Annotated in this window: 13 protein-coding genes; 6 read left to right on the top strand and 7 right to left on the bottom strand. The window is 56.8% G+C overall.

The genetic code is table 11. The annotated features are described in order from the left end of the window. Positions 1–9: 9 nt before the first annotated feature. A complete protein-coding gene (locus DW082_RS11625) occupies positions 10–1,080 on the bottom strand; it encodes an efflux RND transporter periplasmic adaptor subunit (RefSeq protein ID WP_118458769.1) in 1,071 nt (356 codons plus the stop codon). Between the two features lie 220 nt (positions 1,081–1,300). Between DW082_RS11625 and DW082_RS11620 the strand changes: the two genes are divergently transcribed. Beyond that, positions 1,301–2,581: a mechanosensitive ion channel family protein gene (locus DW082_RS11620; RefSeq protein ID WP_118458767.1), complete on the top strand. Its 1,281-nt coding sequence runs from the start codon at positions 1,301–1,303 to the stop codon at positions 2,579–2,581. Here the strand turns inward: DW082_RS11620 and DW082_RS11615 are convergent. Together DW082_RS11615 and DW082_RS11610 are read right to left on the bottom strand one after the other, a co-directional pair. After that, positions 2,475–3,389: a hypothetical protein gene (locus DW082_RS11615; protein WP_147387026.1), complete on the bottom strand. Its 915-nt coding sequence runs from the start codon at positions 3,387–3,389 to the stop codon at positions 2,475–2,477. The genes DW082_RS11620 and DW082_RS11615 overlap by 107 nt on opposite strands. A gap of 76 nt (positions 3,390–3,465) precedes the next feature. After that, positions 3,466–4,428, bottom strand: a complete 963-nt coding sequence (locus tag DW082_RS11610) for a nucleoside hydrolase (protein WP_259335618.1) — start codon at positions 4,426–4,428, stop codon at positions 3,466–3,468. Between the two features lie 189 nt (positions 4,429–4,617). Here DW082_RS11610 and DW082_RS11605 point away from each other — a divergent pair, with 189 nt between their 5' ends. Then, on the top strand, positions 4,618–5,958 hold the full coding sequence (locus DW082_RS11605; RefSeq protein ID WP_118458763.1) for a Gfo/Idh/MocA family oxidoreductase: 1,341 nt from the start codon (positions 4,618–4,620) through the stop codon (positions 5,956–5,958). 80 nt (positions 5,959–6,038) lie between these two features. Here the strand turns inward: DW082_RS11605 and DW082_RS11600 are convergent, their stop codons facing one another. From DW082_RS11600 to DW082_RS15195, 4 genes are all read right to left on the bottom strand, one after another. Then, positions 6,039–6,674 carry a hypothetical protein gene (locus DW082_RS11600; RefSeq protein ID WP_118458761.1) on the bottom strand — a complete coding sequence of 212 codons (636 nt, stop codon included), beginning with the start codon at positions 6,672–6,674 and terminating at the stop codon, positions 6,039–6,041. 25 nt (positions 6,675–6,699) lie between these two features. Then, positions 6,700–8,766: a M3 family metallopeptidase gene (locus DW082_RS11595; RefSeq protein ID WP_055202011.1), complete on the bottom strand. Its 2,067-nt coding sequence runs from the start codon at positions 8,764–8,766 to the stop codon at positions 6,700–6,702. A gap of 80 nt (positions 8,767–8,846) precedes the next feature. Next, positions 8,847–10,676, bottom strand: coding sequence for a putative LPS assembly protein LptD (locus DW082_RS11590; RefSeq protein WP_259335617.1), 1,830 nt, complete (start codon positions 10,674–10,676; stop codon positions 8,847–8,849). Then, positions 10,667–11,593 (bottom strand): putative LPS assembly protein LptD, encoded by a 927-nt coding sequence (locus DW082_RS15195; protein ID WP_259335616.1) that lies wholly within the window; start codon positions 11,591–11,593, stop codon positions 10,667–10,669. The genes DW082_RS11590 and DW082_RS15195 overlap by 10 nt, the downstream gene beginning before the upstream one ends. 88 nt (positions 11,594–11,681) lie before the next feature. Between DW082_RS15195 and DW082_RS11585 the strand changes: the two genes are divergently transcribed. The 4 genes from DW082_RS11585 (at position 11,682) to DW082_RS11570 (ending at position 18,483) form a co-directional block, all read left to right on the top strand. After that, positions 11,682–12,863: an N-acetylmuramoyl-L-alanine amidase gene (locus DW082_RS11585; protein ID WP_101571301.1), complete on the top strand. Its 1,182-nt coding sequence runs from the start codon at positions 11,682–11,684 to the stop codon at positions 12,861–12,863. A 43-nt stretch (positions 12,864–12,906) separates the two neighbouring features. Next, entirely contained in the window at positions 12,907–13,857 is a 951-nt protein-coding gene (locus DW082_RS11580; RefSeq protein ID WP_101571299.1) for an MlaD family protein, read from the top strand. 37 nt (positions 13,858–13,894) lie between these two features. After that, positions 13,895–16,387 carry an endonuclease MutS2 gene (locus tag DW082_RS11575; RefSeq protein WP_118458759.1) on the top strand — a complete coding sequence of 831 codons (2,493 nt, stop codon included), beginning with the start codon at positions 13,895–13,897 and terminating at the stop codon, positions 16,385–16,387. Between the two features lie 197 nt (positions 16,388–16,584). Continuing rightward, positions 16,585–18,483: an ATP-binding protein gene (locus DW082_RS11570; protein ID WP_118458757.1), complete on the top strand. Its 1,899-nt coding sequence runs from the start codon at positions 16,585–16,587 to the stop codon at positions 18,481–18,483. Positions 18,484–18,614 lie beyond the last annotated feature (131 nt).

Here is an 18,614-nt window from a genome sequence, read left to right as displayed (position 1 = left end):
GCGGCGGAATTAGTCGATACGGTCGAGTTTCACTTGCAGTCCGGTACGCAACTGCAACGTTCCAGAGGTAATCAGCGTGTCGCCCGTCTGCAATCCGCTGACCACTTCGACCTGAGCGTCGGTGCGCAGTCCGGTTTCGATCTGCACCGGCTGGGCTGTTCCGTTCCTGTACAGGAAGACCTTGTCTACGCCCAGTTCCGGGACGACGGCTTCGGTCGGAATGACAATGGCGTTCAGTACCTTGCGCGTTTGCGCATACACGTTGGCGAAGCGGCCGGGCATCAGTTTCCGGTCGGCGTTCGGATAGAGCGCTCTCACCGGAAGCAGGTGGTTGGCGTCGAGGCTCGAACCGATGGCGTAAACCGAGGCTTCGAACGGTTTGAGTTCCCCGGTCAGCCGGAAAGTGACGCGCGTTCCCTTACGGATCTCGGACGCGTATTGTTCGGGTACCGAAAATTCGATTTTCAGCGGAGAAGTCTTGGTCAGTTTGGCCACGACTACCGACGGCGAAGCGTAAGCCCCCTCGCTGACGTGGCGCAGCCCGATGATCCCGTCGAACGGCGCACGCAGTTCGGTCAGGCCGATATTGGCTTTGACCAGGGCGATGTCGGCGTTCAGGGTCGCCAGTTCGGTGCGCGCCTGTTCGTAGGCTTCCTGGCTGACGGCATCCTTTTCGAGCAGTGCGCTCTGACGGTACACGCGGTCTTCGGCCAGCTTCAATTGGGCTTCGAATTTCGATAGCTGGGCCTGAAGCGGCTTGTCGTTCACTTTGGCCAGCAGATCGCCTTTGCGCACGACGGTTCCTTCGGTAAAATTGATCTGCTCGATTTTGCCGGATGTTTCGAACGTCAGGTCGACTTCCTCATCCGGAAGCAGGGTGGCGATTGTGAAAATGCCGTCGCTCAGTTCCTGTTCGCGGACGATCTGCGCGTTTACGTTCAGTATGTTGGCTCTGGAAGAGGCCGGCGGTGCGTCGATACCGGCATCCGGTTTTTTTTCGCGTATCAGCCGGTAAGTGCCCAGACCGATCGCGACGACAAGAATCAGGGCGGTAATTGCCCATTTCGTCTTTTTGTGCATGCGAAGTAAAAAGTTAAGTTAAGGAAGTCAGGTTCCTGCAAATATAGAAAATTCGTTTCAAAATCGAATGTGCCCCGGACGTTTTTTCGTATTCTTTTGCCTGGCGGGCAGACGTTGCGCGGGCGTTTGTTTGCCGGTTTCCGGCATTTGTCGCGGGCGGTTCGGGCATTGGCCAAATATTTGCTCGTAAACTTCGGATAAATGTTGATTTTCAGTTTTTATGGAAGATAGTGTTCTGGTTAAATGGGCGCACAACCTGCTCGTGCAGGTCGGTATCGAGCCCGAGACGGCCCATCTGCTCGATCAGTTCGTCATCATCGCGATGATCCTGCTTTGCGCGTTGGCGGCCGACGTCATTTGTCGTTTCGTCATTCTCGCCGTCGGCAGGCGGATCATCGTCCGGACGAAGAAGCGTTGGGGCGAACTGTTGTTCAATCGGGACGTGCTGCGCAAGTTCTCGAACATCGTTCCGGTCGCATTGATCTATATCCTGATTCCGCTGGCTTTTCCGGAACATTCCGAAACGCCCGTGCTGCTCCGGAAAATCTGTTTGCTGTACGTTATTTTCGTGGTCGTCATGTTCGTCAACATGCTGCTGAAGGTGTTTTTCGGCATTTTGGAACAGAAAGAAACCCTGCACGACCGCCCGTTGAAAGGCCTGCTTCAAATCCTGCAGGTCGGTCTGTTCTTTTTGGCGGCGATCGTGGTGACCAGCCTGCTGATCGGCCGTTCGCCGCTGAAGCTGCTGGCCGGGTTGGGCGCTTCGGCGGCGATCCTGATGCTGATATTCAAGGACACGATCATGGGGTTCGTGGCCGGAGTCATGTTGTCCGCCAACAAAATGTTGAGACCGGGCGACTGGATCAGTATGCCGAAGTACAACGTGGACGGCACGGTGCTCGAAGTGACGCTGAATACGGTCAAGATACAGAATTTCGACAATACGGTTACGACCGTTCCGCCTTTCATCCTGACCGGCGATTCGTTCCAGAACTGGCGCTGGATGCAGGAGTCCGGCGGCAGGCGGATCATGCGTTCGATCAACATCGATTTGGGCAGCGTCCGGTTCTGTACGCCCGAAATGACCGAAAAATATAAGGATATAGAGCTGTTGCACGACTATGTCGTTCAGCGCGAGACCGAATTCGACCGGTACCGTAACGGTGCGGAAAACCCGAACGGCGCCGATTTTTTCCGGCTGACCAACCTGACTGTTTTCCGAGCTTACCTGAACCTCTACTTGAAAAAATTGGCCGTCGTCAACCACGAGCTTACCTGCATGGTGCGCCATCTACAGCCCACTCCGAACGGGATTCCGGTCGAGGTGTACTGTTTTTCGGTCATCAAGGAGTGGGTCGCCTACGAAAGCGTCCAGGCCGATCTGTTCGACCATATCATCGCGGTCGTGCCCGAATTCGACCTGGTGCTGTTTCAGAATCCTTCCGGCAACGACATCCAGCGGATTTTCCGTCCGGCGCGGAATGTTGCGGCCGGAGCGTAGGGTCAGCGGCGATAACTTTTGTTATTTTCCTTTTTATCGACCTTTTGCGTCCGATCCTTCTCTCGGTCGTTGCGGCGGTCGTCGTTTCTCCGCGAAGCGTCGCGCGCGCTACGTCCGGAGATGGATTTTTGGTTCCGCGGACGGTATTCGGGGCGCTGCGGCCGGTCGGTGCTCGAGGCCGCTGCGGCCGAACCGGATGTCCCGGCGGAACGGCGGGACGGTTGCCCGGCATTTGCGGACGCGGAGGGTGCGGGGGGCGTACGACCGGGCGCGGAGGTTTGGGCGCGGGCCGACGGTGCGGCGCATCGGGCCGGAAGTAAGACCAGCCGTGGCGGTAAACGGGAGGCGGAACCCGTCCCGGATGACGGTGCGCGTAGTATGCGTTCCAGTACCGACTGTATTCGCGGAACCTGCCGAGGATGATGCGGAAGTCCGCCGACGAACGTCCGATTCCGAAATGGAGCGAAACGTTGATCCAGTTGCGGTCTTTGCCGCGCCGGTAATAGTCCATCACGGCGCGCAACGGATATCCCGATCGGCGCGACAGTTCGATTCCGGCCAGCAGGTCGCTCGGCGAGTATCCTTTGCGGAGGTAGTACCGTAGGTCGTTGCACGGGAAATTGTATTCCCGTGCGGCCCAGATCACGAACTGGTCGGAATAAGGGGCCGCGTAATTGTTGATTTGCACGCCCCATTCGTACAGATCGCCGTCATCGTAATCGTCGTCGTCGAAATAGCGGTCCGCCGGGTGTGCGAAGACCGCGTATCCGAGGAACAGGCTCCCCAGGATCAGTATGATTCTTTTCATGGCTTCCATTCGGTTGGTTGTTTTCCGTAAAACGTTTTCCTTCGGCAAAAGTTACGTCCGGAGCGGCTTGCGAAAGTTATTTCCGTACCGTGGGCTGATGCATCATCAATGCTTCGATCGTAGCCGTAACCTGTTCGGTCGGCATTTTCGGCAGCAGCCGCGCGTGTCGGCCGGCCGGATCGGGTGTCCAGTGATCGTTGCTGTCGGCCGGCGTGACCGTCAGCGTGCCGGTTTCGAGACCGAAATAGGGTTCGGCTCCGCGTACGGCGACCAGTACGGCCGACTGATCCCAACTGTTCCGTCCTTCCGGATTATCCTGTTCGAGACACATTTTATAGGCTTCGCGCACCGGACTCCCTTCGACCGGCATGGCGGCGGTCTGCTTGCCGGTGATGATCTTTTCGCCGATGTCGAATCCGCTCAAAACGATCGGGGTCGGCCAGTTCTCGAATACGTACTGACTGGCCGGCGCGTCCATCATCACGTTGAACTCCTTGCCTTCCGGAAAATACCCGGCCATCGAAACCAGCCGTTTCACTTTGGCCGCGACCAGTTCTTTGCCGGACAGCGGGCTGTCGGCGTCCGGCCCCGATTCGAGCAGGTCTTTCAGGTTCGTGAAAAAGCCGACCGTCACGACGACGACGCTGGTGTCCGGTTGCGCGTTCAGCACCCGCCGGTAAACCGATACGGCGTCTTCGGCCTGCGATGCGCTTTCGACCTTATGCGGGAAACGGGACGGAAGTTCTTCGGTCCACTTCAGCCCTTTATGCCAGGTATCCATACTGACCCCTTCGCCTTTCGGCGCGCCGACGGGAATCCCGGGCCGCCCGAAATAGGTGTTCAGTACGTCGATGCACGGCGCGGTGGTCTCCTGTTTATTCGACGAGACGGTGGCCAGGATATCGACTTCGCCGGAGTCGGCCAGCGCATGCAGTACGGCCATGGCGCCCACGTCGTCGTAGTCGGGAGCCATATCCGTGTCGAAAATCAGCGAAACGGGTTGCTTTTTCGGCGCGCAGGCCGCGCAGCACAGTGCCAACAGTAGGTAAAAAAAACGTTTTCATAGGTTTTTCGATTAAGTTGTCGAAATGTAAAGATAACGAACGGACGCGGGATATGCAAAACGGAATCGTTTTTTTAAAATATTTTGTTTTTCCCGGGCGAAATGAGTAACTTGCCTACATGATTTCCCAAAAACAAAAAACCGAAATTATTAAACCAACTGAAAATGAGTTCTGAATCGAAATTCTCACGCCGCGATTTTCTGAAAGTTTCCGCACTCGGCGCAGCCGGGGCGTTACTGATGCCCTCCGGGCTGGCGGCTGCTGCGAAAAGCAAAAAAAATGAAAAAACCGCTGCCAACGACACGATCAACATCGGTTTTATCGGCCTCGGTCAGCAGGCGATGCACCTGCTCAACGGTTTCATTACCATCGACGGGGTGAAAGTAGTGGCCGGCTGCGACGTCTACGACGTGAAACGCGCCCGCTTCGATAAGCGCGTGAAGAAATACTACGCCGATCACGGCGAAAAATGCAAGGTCGACCTGTACGAAGATTATCAAGAGCTGCTGGCGCGTCCCGATATCGACGCGGTCGTGATCGCCACGCCGGATCACCAGCATGCGATCATCGCTATCGCCGCCTGCAAGGCCGGCAAAGACGTTTACCTCGAAAAACCGATGACGCTGACCATTTATGAAGGACAGCAGCTTCGCAAAGCGGTGCGTAAGTACAGCCGCATCCTGCAAATCGGCAGCCAGCAGCGTTCCGACGCCGAATTTATCCACGCTGCCAACCTGTGCCGCGAGGGGGAACTCGGCAAGATCGGGCTGATCAAGGTGCATGTGGGCGGTTCGCCGACTCCCTACACGCTGCCGAAACAGGAAGTGCCGGCCGGCCTGAATTGGGACAAGTGGCTCGGTCCGCTGCCCGAAACCATTTATTACAATTCGGATTTGAACCCGGTCATCACGATCGATCCCGAGCAGAACGAACAGCTCTGGGGCGCATGGCGCTGGTATCAGGGCATGGGCGGCGGCCTGATGACCGATTGGGGCGCGCACATGTTCGACATCGCGCAGTGGGCGATGGGCAAGGACGGCAACGGCCCGGTCGAGATTATTCCCGCCGGATACAGCTATTACGATCACCTGACTTATAAATACGACAACGGAACGACCGTTACCGAACAGGAGTTCGACGGAGGCAAGCAGGGACTCAAAATTTACGGCGACAACGGCTGGATCCAGGTGTGCCGCGGCGAATTCCTCGCTTCCGACCCGAAATTCATGCCGAAGGCCGAGAAACAGCAGGACAGCAGCGTGCCTTACGAGACGAAAGTCGGGCACTACCAGACCTTTATCAACTCGATGCGTTCGCGGATCGATCCGAACGTTCCGGTGGAAGTGGGACATAGTTCCTGCACGGTCTGCAATTTGGGCAACATCGCCAACGAACTGAAGCGTCCGGTGGTGTGGAACCCGATCGTCGAGAAATTCATGAACGATCCGGAAGCCACTAAACGGATGCATTACCAGTACCGCGACGGATATTCGCTGGACGTTTAGCGTTCCGGCATCGAAACGGAAGCGGAGGAAATGTCGTTTTTTTTTCCTCCGCTTTCGTTTTTGTCTGTCCGCAAGGACGGTCAGTCCAGATAAACTTTTTGATAGGTAAGCTGTCCGAGTCCGTCGTTGGCTACGAGGGTTTCCGGTTCGAACAGGATCTCGAACCGGCGCTGGGGCCGGCCGGCTTCCTGAGGGTTCAGTACCAGTTCCGATTCGGAGCTCAGTCCCCAGCGTCCGTCCTCGCGCTGTTCGGTCGTTTCGGTGAAACGGACGACCGTATAGGTGTAGTCGCCCCTCAGGTGCAGCATCCGGTTGCCTTCCCCGCCGCCCGCGTTGCTACGGTACATGCCCGCGATCAGGCCGTTCGGATCGCAGTGGGTCGCCCGGTCGAAACCGAAAGGTTCACGGACGACCATCCGGACCGGGCCGTTCGACGAGTCGGCTTCTTGCCGGATCTCGGCGTGGCAGAACATGTGAACCCGCTCGTGGGGGGCCGGCCGCATTTGTTCGTAGTTTGCGACGACTTCCGGATACGCCCCGCTGCGGTCGAGCAGGTAGGTACGGCCGGTCGCGCAGTCGAAAAACCGGGCCGTGTCGTCGTAGCAGACGAATTCGCCTCCGAAATAGTCGGACGGAAGCGGTTTCGCACGGTTGCATCCGGAGGCCCACAGGCCGATTCCAAGCAATCCCAGCAGGCAGTAACGTCGGTTTTTCATAGCGATTCCCGGTTTGTGTTTCGGACTATTTGATTCCCATTTTGTCGAATAGCGCCTGCGTGTCGGGTTTATGTCCGCGGAAACGGACGTACAGCTCCATCGGGTGCTCCGAGTTGCCTTTCGACAGGATGTTTTCGCGGAACGACGCGGCCGTCTCCCGGTCGAAAATGCCTTTTTCCTTGAACAGCGAGAACGCGTCCGCTTCGAGCACTTCGGCCCATTTGTAGCTGTAATACCCGGCGGCATAGCCTCCGGCGAAGATGTGCGTGAACGAGGTCGACATGCACTGTCCGTCCACCCGCGGCATCACCTGGGCCCTGGCGACCGCCTTCGCTTCGAAAGCGTCGGCCGGTTCGTTCACGGGGGCGGTAATGCTGTGCCAGGCCATGTCGCACAAACCGAACGATACCTGGCGGATATGCTGGTAGGCGGCCAGGTAGTTCTTGGCGTCGATGATCCGCCGGATCAGCTCGGCCGGCATCTTTTCGCCGGTCTGGTAGTGTACGGCCCAGAGGTCGAGGAACTCTTTCTCGGTAGCCCAGTTCTCCATAATCTGCGACGGCAGTTCGACGAAATCGCGGTAGACCGACGTGCCGGTCATGCCGGGGTAGTTTCCCTGCGAGAAAATGCCGTGCAGCGAGTGTCCGAATTCGTGCAGCATCGTGCTGACCTCGTCGAATGTCAGCAGCGACGGGGTATTCTCGGTCGGTTTCGTGAAGTTGAAAACCAGCGAGACCAGCGGGCGGGTGTCCTGCCCGTCGCGCGCCGACTGGCTGCGGAATTCGGTCATCCAGGCCCCGCCGCGTTTCGAGGCCCGCGGGAAGAAGTCCATGTACAGTACGGCCAGGAATTTCCCGTCGGCGTCGTGCACTTCGTAGGCCTTTACGTCCGGGTGGTAGACCGGGATGTCGGGGTTCTCTTTGAACGAGATTCCGTAGAGTCTGCCGGCCAGGTCGAAAATGCCGGCCTGCACGTTTTCGAGTTTGAAATAGGGCTTGGTCAGCTCTTCGTTGATGCTGTATTTTTCGTTTTTCAGTTTTTCGGAATAGTAGGAAAAATCCCACGGCATCAACTCGCCGGTAAAACCGTTCGCGGCCGCATATTCGGCGACGCTCTTTACGTCGGCATGCGCGGCGCCGATCGCCCGGTCGAGCAGTTCGGTCAGGAAAGCGTTGACCGTCGGGGCGCTTTCGGCCATCCGTTCTTCGAGCACATAGTCGGCGTAAGTATCGTAGCCGAGCAGGCGGGCCACTTGTAGCCGGGTGTCGGCGATCTCTTCGACGATCTTCGAGTTGTCGAACTCGCCGCCGAACGCGCGGGTGTTATACGCTTTCCACAGCTTCTCCTTCAGCTCGCGGTTCGACGAGTACATCATAAACGGCGACATGCTCGGGTATTGCAGCGTGACGACCCACCCTTCGAGGTTACGCTCTTTGGCCTCGGCCGCCGCTCCTTCGCGGACAAAGTCGGGCAGTTCGGCGACCTGCGCCGAGTCGGTGATGTGCAGGATAAAGGCGTTGGTCGCGCCGAGCGTGTTCTGGTTGAATTTCTGGGTCAGTTGCGACAGTTTGGCGGTTAACTCGCGGTAGGTCTTTTTATCCGTTTCGGACAGCGCCGCGCCGTTGCGCGCGAAATCCTTGTAGGTCTTTTCGAGCAGGCGAGACTGTTCGGGCGTCAGGGCGAGCGAGTCGCGTCGGGCGTAGACCGCTTTGACCCGTTCGAAAAGCGCCGGATTCAGCGTGATGTCGTTGCTGAATTCGGTCAGAACAGGCGAGATTTCCAGCGCCAGGTTCTGCATCGTGTCGTTCGTGTTCGCTTCGTTCAGGTTGAAAAAGACGCTGCTGACGTTGTCGAGGCGTTCTCCGCTGAACGCAAGCGCTTCGACGGTATTCGCAAAGGTCGGTTCGTCGGGATTGTTCACGATGCGGTCGATGTCCGCGCGGGCCTCTTCGAGCGCTTTGTCGAAAGCCGGTTTGTAATCTTCGTTTGTGATTTGCGGGAACAGCGGCGCTTCGTAGGGCGCGGTGGACGTCACCAGCAGCGGATTCTTTTTTTCGCCGCAGGCTCCCAGCGTCAGGACGGGAATAGCCATACAATACAAAATTATTTTTTTCATTTCAAAGCAGTATAGAGATTGCAAATATCGTACTAACTAACGCGGCCCGCGACCGTTTAATTGTCGTAGAAGTTGTCGTAGAAGCTGCTGTTGCGGTCGTACTTGAGGTCTTTCAGCATCGAAGCCTTCACGTTGATCGTGAAGCTCCAGCTCTTGCGGAACCCGATCGGAACCCAGTTGAACGACATCTGCCAGCAGTGCAGGTCGCGGGTCAGCGTGAAGGTTCCCGGCGTGATTTTTTTCGATCCGAAGTCGTAACCGCCGTTGAACGTAACCCCCCATTTGGGCGTCAGGTTGACGCTGCCGTTGAAGCCGAGGGTTTGGACGATATTGGCCTGAAGCCCGGGCTTCGTATAGCTGAAGCTGTAATTGAATCCGAAATTCCACGGGATGCTGAAGTCGTAGTAAGTGGCCGACATCATTTGCCGCCGGGTGAACGGGTCGATTTGGTTGTAGCCGGGCTGCGTGAACATGTCGGTATATTCCGGAGGCACTTCGGTCGTCCCGCTGTTGATGTCGTTGATGGCTGCCGGCGACGAGGATCCCCGGTTTTTCGAATTGAACGAATAGCCGAACGAGGTGCTGACGCTCGTGAGCCGTCCCAGTTTCCCTTTCCGCAGCATGAACTTGTTGACCTTTCGTCCGTTGGCGTCTATCTGATAAGGATCGAGCGTCGCGTTGACGTTCAGTCCGACGTTTTTGAACAGGTTGGTGCGCAGGTTGATCGAGAAAGGAGCCAGGTTCAGCGAGTCGGCCAGGAAATTGTAGGACGACGTGATGCTGAAGTTGTCGATCAGCTTGATCTTCCGGAATCCCGAGGTGTCTTTGTTGCTGCGCACTTTCATTTCCAGCGTTTGGGTGAGTCCGAAGGATATGCCCGCGCTACGCCCCGCGCTCGGCACCCCGTACAGACCCTCCTCGAACGGCGAATAGCGCCTCATGTTACCCAGCGTATCGCTCTGCACGTATTTGTAATACCCGTATTTGGCGGCTCCGAAATCGGGGCGGTAGTTGAAGCTGATCGTCGGGGTCAGCGTGTGGCGGAACGCCTGCACGGCAGCCGTTTTTTTGAACTGGTAGGTTCCGTACAGCTTGGTCGTGGCGCTGACCGAGAAACTGTAATCGTACAGCCGGTAGAAGCCGGTGGTCGTATCGCCGTTGACGACCGACCGGGAAACCGGGTCCCACTCCTTGTCGATCTTACGGAAGTACCAGCGTTCCTGATAGTTTGCCGAAGGACTGACGTTGATGTAGTTGAGCAGGTTCAGCGACGTGGAGATCGGAATGTTGTGGTTGACGCCGTTCTTCATCTGCTTGAACATCCGGTCGGTGAACAGATCCCTTTCTTTGACTTTTACGTTGTTGCCGAGCGTTCCCGTGTAGGTGAACGAAATTTTCTCGTACCAGCGCTGCTTGCCGACGGCCTCCTTGCGCCGGAACGGATAGACGCGCGATACGCTGAAAACCACGTTCGGGAAACTCAGCGAAACGGTCGTGTCCTGCGAGTTCTGCGAGTGCTGCATGTTGGTCGATAAAGAGAACGGCGTACCGGCCCACGATTTGGAGTAGGAGATGCTGGAGTTGGTTTGCGTGTTCAGGTAGTCGTTGATCGTCTGCGCCCCGTATTTGCTGTAACCGCTGGTTGAAAAGTTCACGCTGGCCGAGAAGGTCGAGTTCGGGCGGAACTTCGCGTCCTGCTGGTGCGTCCATTGCAGGTTGAAGTTGTTCATGTTGACGTAGTCGGGCTCGTCGCGTTCGCCGATGATGTCTTTTGAAAAGTAGAAATTCAGGCCGCCCCGGTATTTGTACCGCTTGACATACCGCGACGCGAGGCTCGCCTGCCACGATCCCAGCGTGTAGAAACCGCCCTGGACGGTCATGTCCATGTAGTCGTTGAATGCGAAATAGTATCCGGCGTCCCGCAGGAAAAAGCCTTTATGGCCTCCTCGCCCCAGGTCGGCATGATGAAACCGGAGTGGCGTCCGCTCATCGTCGGAAAGAAGCCGAACGGCAGTCCGAGGAAATAGATCGGCACGTCTTCCATCACCAGGTACGACGGGCCGACGATCACCTTCTTGCCCGGAATGGTCTTGGCCTTGGTCATTGCCAGGTAGAAGTGCGGGTGATCCAAGTCGCAGGTGGTGTATTTGCCGTTGGCGATGTTGATCGTGTTGTCGGGCATTTTCTTGACGCGCGAGCCTTTCAGGTAGCCTTCGCCGTCCTGCGTCGTCACGCCTTTGATACGGGCCTTTTCGGTGGCGATGTTGTAGGTGATCGTGTCCATCTGGTAGGTCGATCCTCCGTCGGTGAATTCGGGCCGGGTGTTCGTCTTGGTGGTCGTATCTTCGCGTCCGTAGGCGAAGATGATCTTGTCGTCCATGTTGATTTTCATGAAGTCCGCCTTCAGGTTTTTATCCTGGTAGTCGACGTCGCCTTTCTCGTAGATGTAGACCGTTTTGTTACGAAGATCGTAAACCAGCGAATCCTGGTTTTTCCCCGAAATTACGTCGTCGAGGAACGATTTGCGCTGCGCGGTGTCTTTCTTGGAAGTATCCCGCGCGGCGACGGCCGCACTGTCGGCCGCCGCATATTGCGGCGTCGCGGAAGAATCCAGTCCGGGGACGGAGTCTGCGGCCGCGTGCGCGATCGCAACGTTTTCCGTCAGCGAATCGCGTCCTGCGGTATCCTGCAAAAAGGATTCGTCCGAAGAGGCCGGATAAGCCCTCTCGCGGCTGAAAACAAGCTGTCCAAACGGGATCAGACATAGCAGGAGTAAGATATATTTCGCTTTTTTTAGCCGCAAATCCCAACAAATAATTTAACTTTGCAAAGTTATCAAATTTCGTCCGCAAAAATAGTTAAAAAAAAAGAGTTCTCTAACGTTTGCCGTAATGAAAGTTTCAAGCCTCACGTTTTTAACGGTTTCGGTCGTTTTTCTTTCGCTTTTCGGCGTCGTTATTACTGCTAACGCGCAAAAGAAGGAAATCGGTATAAATACCGTCGTAATTGATGCGGGACACGGCGGACGGGACGCGGGAGCCGTCGGCCGGATTTACAAGGAAAAAGATATCAATCTGGACGTTGCGCTCCGTTTGGGAAAGATGATCGGCCAGAAATATCCCGATGTCAAAGTGGTGTATACGCGCAAGACCGACGTGCTGATTCCGTTGAACGAACGGGGAAACATCGCTAACAAGGCCGGAGCGGATCTGTTCATTTCGATCCATATCAACAGCAACAAATCTTCCGCGCCGTCGGGCACGTCGACTTACGTGATGGGGGTCGACAAGGCCGGCAAGAACCTCGATGTCGCGATGAAGGAGAACGACGTGATTTCGTACGAAGACGATTATTCGACCAAATACCAGGGATACGTGCCCGGCTCGCCGGAATCGTTCATTATCTTTTCGCTGATCCAGTCCGCTTACTTGTCGCAAAGCTGCACGTTCGCGGATATGGTGCAGAAACAGTTTGCCAGTCAGACCAAAATGCAGAACCGCGGCGTGCACCAGGCCGGTTTTTTGGTGCTGTGGTCGGCGGCGATGCCGAGCATCCTGGCGGAGTTCGGGTTTATTTCGAATCCCGCGGAGGAGAAGTTCGTCGGTTCGGACAAAGGGCGCGAGACGTATGCGCGCTGTTTGTTCAACGCATTCAGCGAGTACAAGGTGCGCAGCGAGGGACGTGGCACACGGATTGTTTTGAGTGACGACGACGGGGACGATTCGCAGCCGAGGAACGATTCTGCGGCGGATTTCGCCCGGGACGAGCCGGAAACGGCCGCAACGGAGAGCGTCGCGGACGACAGCGGCGGGGAGATCGTCTACCGGGTTCAAGTCGCTTCGGCCCCGCAGAAACTGCCGAAGAATTCGTCCCGTTTCGGGCCTTATCGCGGCGAGGTGCAGGAGATCGTGATCGGCGGCACGTACAAATATTTCGTCGGCGGCACGTCGTCTTACCACGAAGCGTTATCTTTGCAAACCCAGGTGCGCAAGAGTATCCGGGACGCGTTCCTGGTCGCATTCGACGGCGATAAAACGATCCCGGTCGGCGAAGCGCGCCGCAGGCAGCAGTGATTGAACGAACGATTGTGAATAACGGACAGATAAAATTTTAGGCATGAAATTGAAACTGAGCAGAGAATTTAAGATAGGCTTTTTCGGGATACTGATGATCGCGGCGTTGTATTGGGGGATCAATTTCCTTAAGGGACGGGATTTGTTCACGTCGTCGGTGCATTACTATGCCGTATACGATCAGGTGAACGGCCTGCAGTCGTCGGCCGCCGTGCTGATCAAAGGTTATAAGGTGGGGTCGATCAGCGATATCAGCTTCGATCCGGAACGGTCGGATAAGGTGGTCGTGGAATTTTCGATCAAGTCGAAATTCAAGATTCCGGACGATACCAAGGCGCGGATTTTCAGCGACGGGCTTATGGGCGGCAAGGCCGTCGAACTGGAACTGGGCAAGTCGGCCAAATACCTGCAACAGGGCGATACGCTCTTTTCGGAGATCAACAAGGATTTCCTGGAGGTGGCCGGCAGCGAGTTCGAGTTCCTGAAACAGCGCGCCAACGACGTGATCAACCAACTGATGATTACGCTCGGACATATCAATACGCTGATGGCCGACAACAAGGACAACCTGAATGCGACATTCACGAACATCGCTTCGATATCGGGTAATCTCAACGAAGTGATCGCCGGGGAGAAAAACAACGTTCGCGAGATCGTGCAGAACCTGAACGAGTTGTCCAAAACGCTGAACGGCAAGTCAGGACAGATCGACCGGATCGTCACCAACGTCGAGAATTTCAGCGATTCGCTAAGCAAGTCGAAGATTCCGACGATGATCGCGCAGGTGACCACGACGCTCGAATCGCTGAACACGACGCTCGAAAAAGTCAACCACGGAGACGGCACGGTCGGTCGGTTCCTGAACGACCAGGCGTTGTATGACGAACTGGTGGACGCCACGGCGAATCTGTCGGCCCTGCTGGAAGATCTGAAAGCGCACCCGAGCCGTTATATCAACGTGTCGGTGTTCGGCCGGCGCAACCGGGACGAATAGCGCGTCCGTTTACCGTATTAATTTTTTTCCGAAAGTTTTGGTTTATCCCGATAATTTTGAGAATAAGATCGGTTTCGATCGTATCCGTAGCCAGGTCAAGGCGCTCTGCGTGACGCAGGGCGCAGTCGATAAACTTTTCGAGGCGGCGTTCAGTGACGACTACGAGTCGGTCGTCGCGCGTCTCGGTCAGGTTTTCGAGATGCGAACGGTGTTGATGATGGACAACGGACTGCCCGAAGGCAGCTTTGTCGATATGGACGCGTTCCTGAAAAAAGGGGCCGTCGAGGGCTCTTTCCTGGATGTCGGCGAGTTGGCGGCGTTGCGCAAAGGGTTGGCGATGGTCCACGGGCTGGTCGCCTTTTTCAATGCCCGTACCGACGAGCAGTATCCGCAGTTGAGGGCCCTGTGCAGCGGGGTCGACGGTTTTCCGGAGATCATCAACCACATCGACTCGATCGTCGACAAGTTCGGAAAGGTGCGGGACAACGCTTCCGCGGAACTGTTCTCGCTGCGCCGGACGATCCGCGACCGGGAGAGCCAGGTGTCGCGCCGCCTGCAACAGATCATGGGACAGGCGCAGGCTTCGGGCATCGTGGACGGCGACGTGTCGGTCTCGATCCGCGAAGGGCGCGCCGTGATCCCGGTGGCCGCCGCCAATAAAAAGAAAATCAAAGGCCTGATCCACGACGAGTCGGCGACCGGCAAGACGGTCTATATCGAACCGATCGAGGTCGTGGAGCTCAACAACGAACTGAAGGCGCTCGAATACGAGGAGCGCCGCGAGGTCGTGCGTATCCTGACCCGTTTTACCGATGCGATCCGTCCCGACCTGCCCCGTATCCGCGAGTCGGGCGATTTCCTGACGACGATGGATTTCATCCGGGCCAAGGCGCGTTTCGCGCTGGCCAACGACTGTACGTTGCCGATCGTCGAGAACCGCAGTTCGATCCGCCTGATCCGGGCCCGGCATACGCTGCTCGCGCAGACGTTGCGGCGCGAAGGGAAGGAGATCGTTCCGCTCGACCTGACCCTGACCGACGACAAGCATATCCTGGTGATTTCGGGGCCGAACGCCGGCGGCAAATCGGTCTGTCTGAAAACGGTCGGGCTGCTGCAATACATGCTTCAGAAGGGGTTTCTCGTGTCGGTTTCCGAAAATTCGGAGATGGGGATTTTCAAAGATATCTTCATCGACATCGGCGACGAGCAGTCGATCGAAAACGACCTGAGTACTTACAGTTCGCACTTGCTGAATATGAAGAATATCCTCCGCAGCGCGGGGGAGCGTTCGCTGATTTTGATCGACGAGTTCGGCACGGGTACCGAGCCGATCATCGGCGGAGCGATTGCCGAGGCGCTGCTTGAGAAGTTCGAACAGCGGCGCTGTTTCGGCGTGATTACCACGCATTATTCGAATCTGAAATACTACGCCAGCAATGCGCGCGGCATTCAGAACGGCGCGATGACGTTCGACGTGCAGAACATCCGCCCGTTGTTCCGGCTCGAAATGGGGAAGCCGGGCAGTTCGTTCGCCGTCGAGATCGCCCGCAAGATCGGGCTTCCGGAAGAGATCATCCGCAGCGCGTCGGAAAAAGCCGGCAGCGACCATATCAACATCGAGCGCCAGTTGCGCGAGATCGCCCGCGACCGCCGTTACTGGGAGCAAAAGCGCGATAAAATCCGTCAGGCCGAAAAGCGCGTGGACGAACTTTCCGAAAAATATCAGTCCGAGCTGGAAACGCTGAAGGCGGAGCGCAGCCGGCTGTTGCGCGAGGCGAAGGCCGAGGCGCGGCAGATTACCGCCGAAGCGAACAAACAGATCGAAAATACGATCCGGGTGATCCGCGAGTCGCAGGCAGACAAGGAAAAGACATTGGCGGTACGGCGCAAAATGGAGGAGTTTAAAGAGACGCTGGAGCAGGATTCCGCCGGAGACGAAGCGATCGACCGGAAAATCGAGCAGATCCGCCGGCGCGAACAGCGCCGTGCCGAACGCCGCAACCGCAAGCCGGAGACCGGGAGTGTGACGCCTGCGCCGCCCCCCGAAAAGCCCCGGATCGTAGAGCCGGGCGTTAAAGTGCGGATCAAAGGGCAGGATGCCGTAGGCGAGGTTGTTAGCGTGAGCGGTAAGCGGGCCACCGTCGGTTTCGGGCAAATTCTGACGACTCTCGACGCCGAGCGGCTGGAACCCATCTCGAATGCCGAATATAAAAAGGCGGTGCGCAACGAACGTTCCGCGCCCGCTCCGGTCACGAATTACAGTACGGCCGAACGCCGGCTGCAATTTACCCAGCAGATCGACGTGCGCGGTATGCGGGTGTCCGAAGCGCTGCAGGCTACGCAGGATTTTGTCGACGAGGCGATCATGCTGGGCTTTTCCGAAATCCGGATTTTGCACGGCAAAGGTACCGGGGCCCTCAAAGAGGAGATTCGCAATTACCTGCGCGCGGTCGATCTGGTCAAAAGCGCCCGGGACGAGCACGAAGAACTCGGCGGGGCCGGCATTACGGTCGTCAAGTTGGATTTATAGATTGAATTTTACGGAAAGCGGTCGTCGCCCTGGCGGGCGTCGCGGCCGCTTTCTGTTTGCAGTGCATTCTTACTGGGGTGTTTCCGATAACGTTTGGACGACGGTCGGAAAAATCCGGTGAAAAAATATCCGCAGAGGTATCTTCGAACGCGATTATTTATACTTTTACTATCGGACTGCTATCCAAAAAGTGTGACATGAACGAAAACGACCGCTTTTTTCCTCCTGAAAAGCACGATCATTCGATCGAAAACAAATACCGAAACGTCATTTCCGTTCTGGCGGCTCACCGGATCGCTCTGTGGGAATACGATATCCCGACGGGAGCCTGCTGTTTCGACGACGATTATTTCCGGGTGCTGGGGCTCCGGGATGCCGGCATCGAATTCGCGGATATCGACGATTTTTACCGTTTCGCGCATCCCGACGACGTCGATTCTTACAGAAACGCTTTCGAATGCATGTTGGCATCCGATACCAAAGTATCCAAGATACGGGTGCGCTGCGTCGGCCGAGAGGGGCAGGCGGTTTGGCTGGAAGACTGTTTTTTCTCCTGCGAGCCGGACGAACAGGGTTGTCCCCGCAAATTGATCGCCTATACGTCGAACATCACTTCCCGCTGCGAAAAAGAGGCCCGCATCCGGAGCCTCGAAGAGCGGAACCGGAAAATCGTCGAGGCATTGCCGGAATTTATTTTTATCCTGGACGACCGTTTTGTTATTACCGACGTGTTGATGTCTCGGGGCACGATCCTGCTCCATCCGGTGAACGAGCTGATCGGAGCGGACGGGCGGACGATCTATTCGCCGGAGGTGAGCGATCTGTTCGTTCGCAATATACGGGAGTGCCTGCAGGACGGTCAGATTAAAGAGATCGAATATCCGCTGGACAAGGACGGACGGCACTATTTTCAGGCGCGGATCGCCCCGTTTGAAGGGAACAGGGTGCTCGCGCTGATCCACGACGTGGGCGACCGCGTCCGGCACACCGAGGAACTGATCGTCGCGAAGAAAAAAGCGGTGGAGGCCGACCGGTTGAAATCGGTTTTTCTGGCCACCATGAGCCACGAAATACGGACTCCGCTGAATGCGATCGTCGGGTTTTCGGAGTTGCTCGCCGCCGACGACTGCGATGCGCATAGGGAGGAATACTTGGATATCATTCGCAAAAACAGCAACCTGTTGCTGCAGTTGATCAACGATATTCTCGATCTCTCGCGGATCGAATCCGGACGGGCGGAAACCCATTTTCAGCAGGTGGAAATTACCGGATTGCTCGAGGAGGTGGAGAAAGTGCACCGGCTGAAAATGAAGGAAGGAGTCGGTTTCAGAATAGAGTGCCCGCGGCTGCCGGTATGGATCTCTTCCGACCGCAATCGGTTGACGCAGGTGCTTTTCAATTTCCTTTCGAACGCGATCAAAAATACGGATCGGGGGTGGATCACCCTCGGAGCGAAGTTGCGGAACGATTGGTTGGAACTATTTGTGACCGATACCGGACGGGGTATCCCGCAGGAGAAAGTCCCGCTTATTTTCGACCGTTTCGAAAAGCTGAACGATTTTGTGCAGGGGACGGGGCTGGGGCTTTCCATCTGCCGGAGCATCGCCGAGCGACTCGGCGGACGGATCGAGGTGCGTTCGCAGGTCGGCGAGGGGAGTACGTTTACGCTTTGTTTGCCTTGCTGTTCGGCCGCGGCCGTATGCACGGATGCGGAAGGCTCGGCGGACAGACGGCGGAAAGTGATTCTGGTCGCCGAGGATGTGGAAACCAATTTCAAATTGCTCGAAGCCGCGCTGTCCAAAGAATACGTGCTTCGGTGGGTGCCGAACGGGCAGGAGGCGGTGCTCAGCTTCGTGCGCGAACGTCCCGACCTGATCCTGATGGATATCCGGATGCCGGTGATGAACGGGATTGAGGCGACCGAAAAAATCCGCGCGATCTCGCCCGACGTTCCGATCGTCGCCGTGACGGCGCACGTCTTTTACAGCGAGAAGGAACAAGCTTTGGCCGCCGGATGCAATACGGTCGTTTCGAAGCCTTATTCGCCGGACGATTTGAGAAAAACGGTGCGAAGGCTACTCGGAACGGATGCCTGAGGCGTTTCGTTTTCAAAATGCCGGCCGGCGCTACAAATAGCGCCGGCCGGTGTTCGTGATAGGCTGCATGTCGGCGATTGTCCGGCATGAATCGGGGCGTTGCGAACCGGCTGCGGCATTTGCAGGCCGGC

This window comes from Alistipes sp. AF48-12, from assembly GCF_003477565.1.
GTDB lineage: Bacteria > Bacteroidota > Bacteroidia > Bacteroidales > Rikenellaceae > Alistipes_A > Alistipes_A hominis.
The sequence above is the reverse complement of the archived record's forward strand: the minus strand, read 5'-3'. Positions and strand labels throughout refer to the sequence as shown.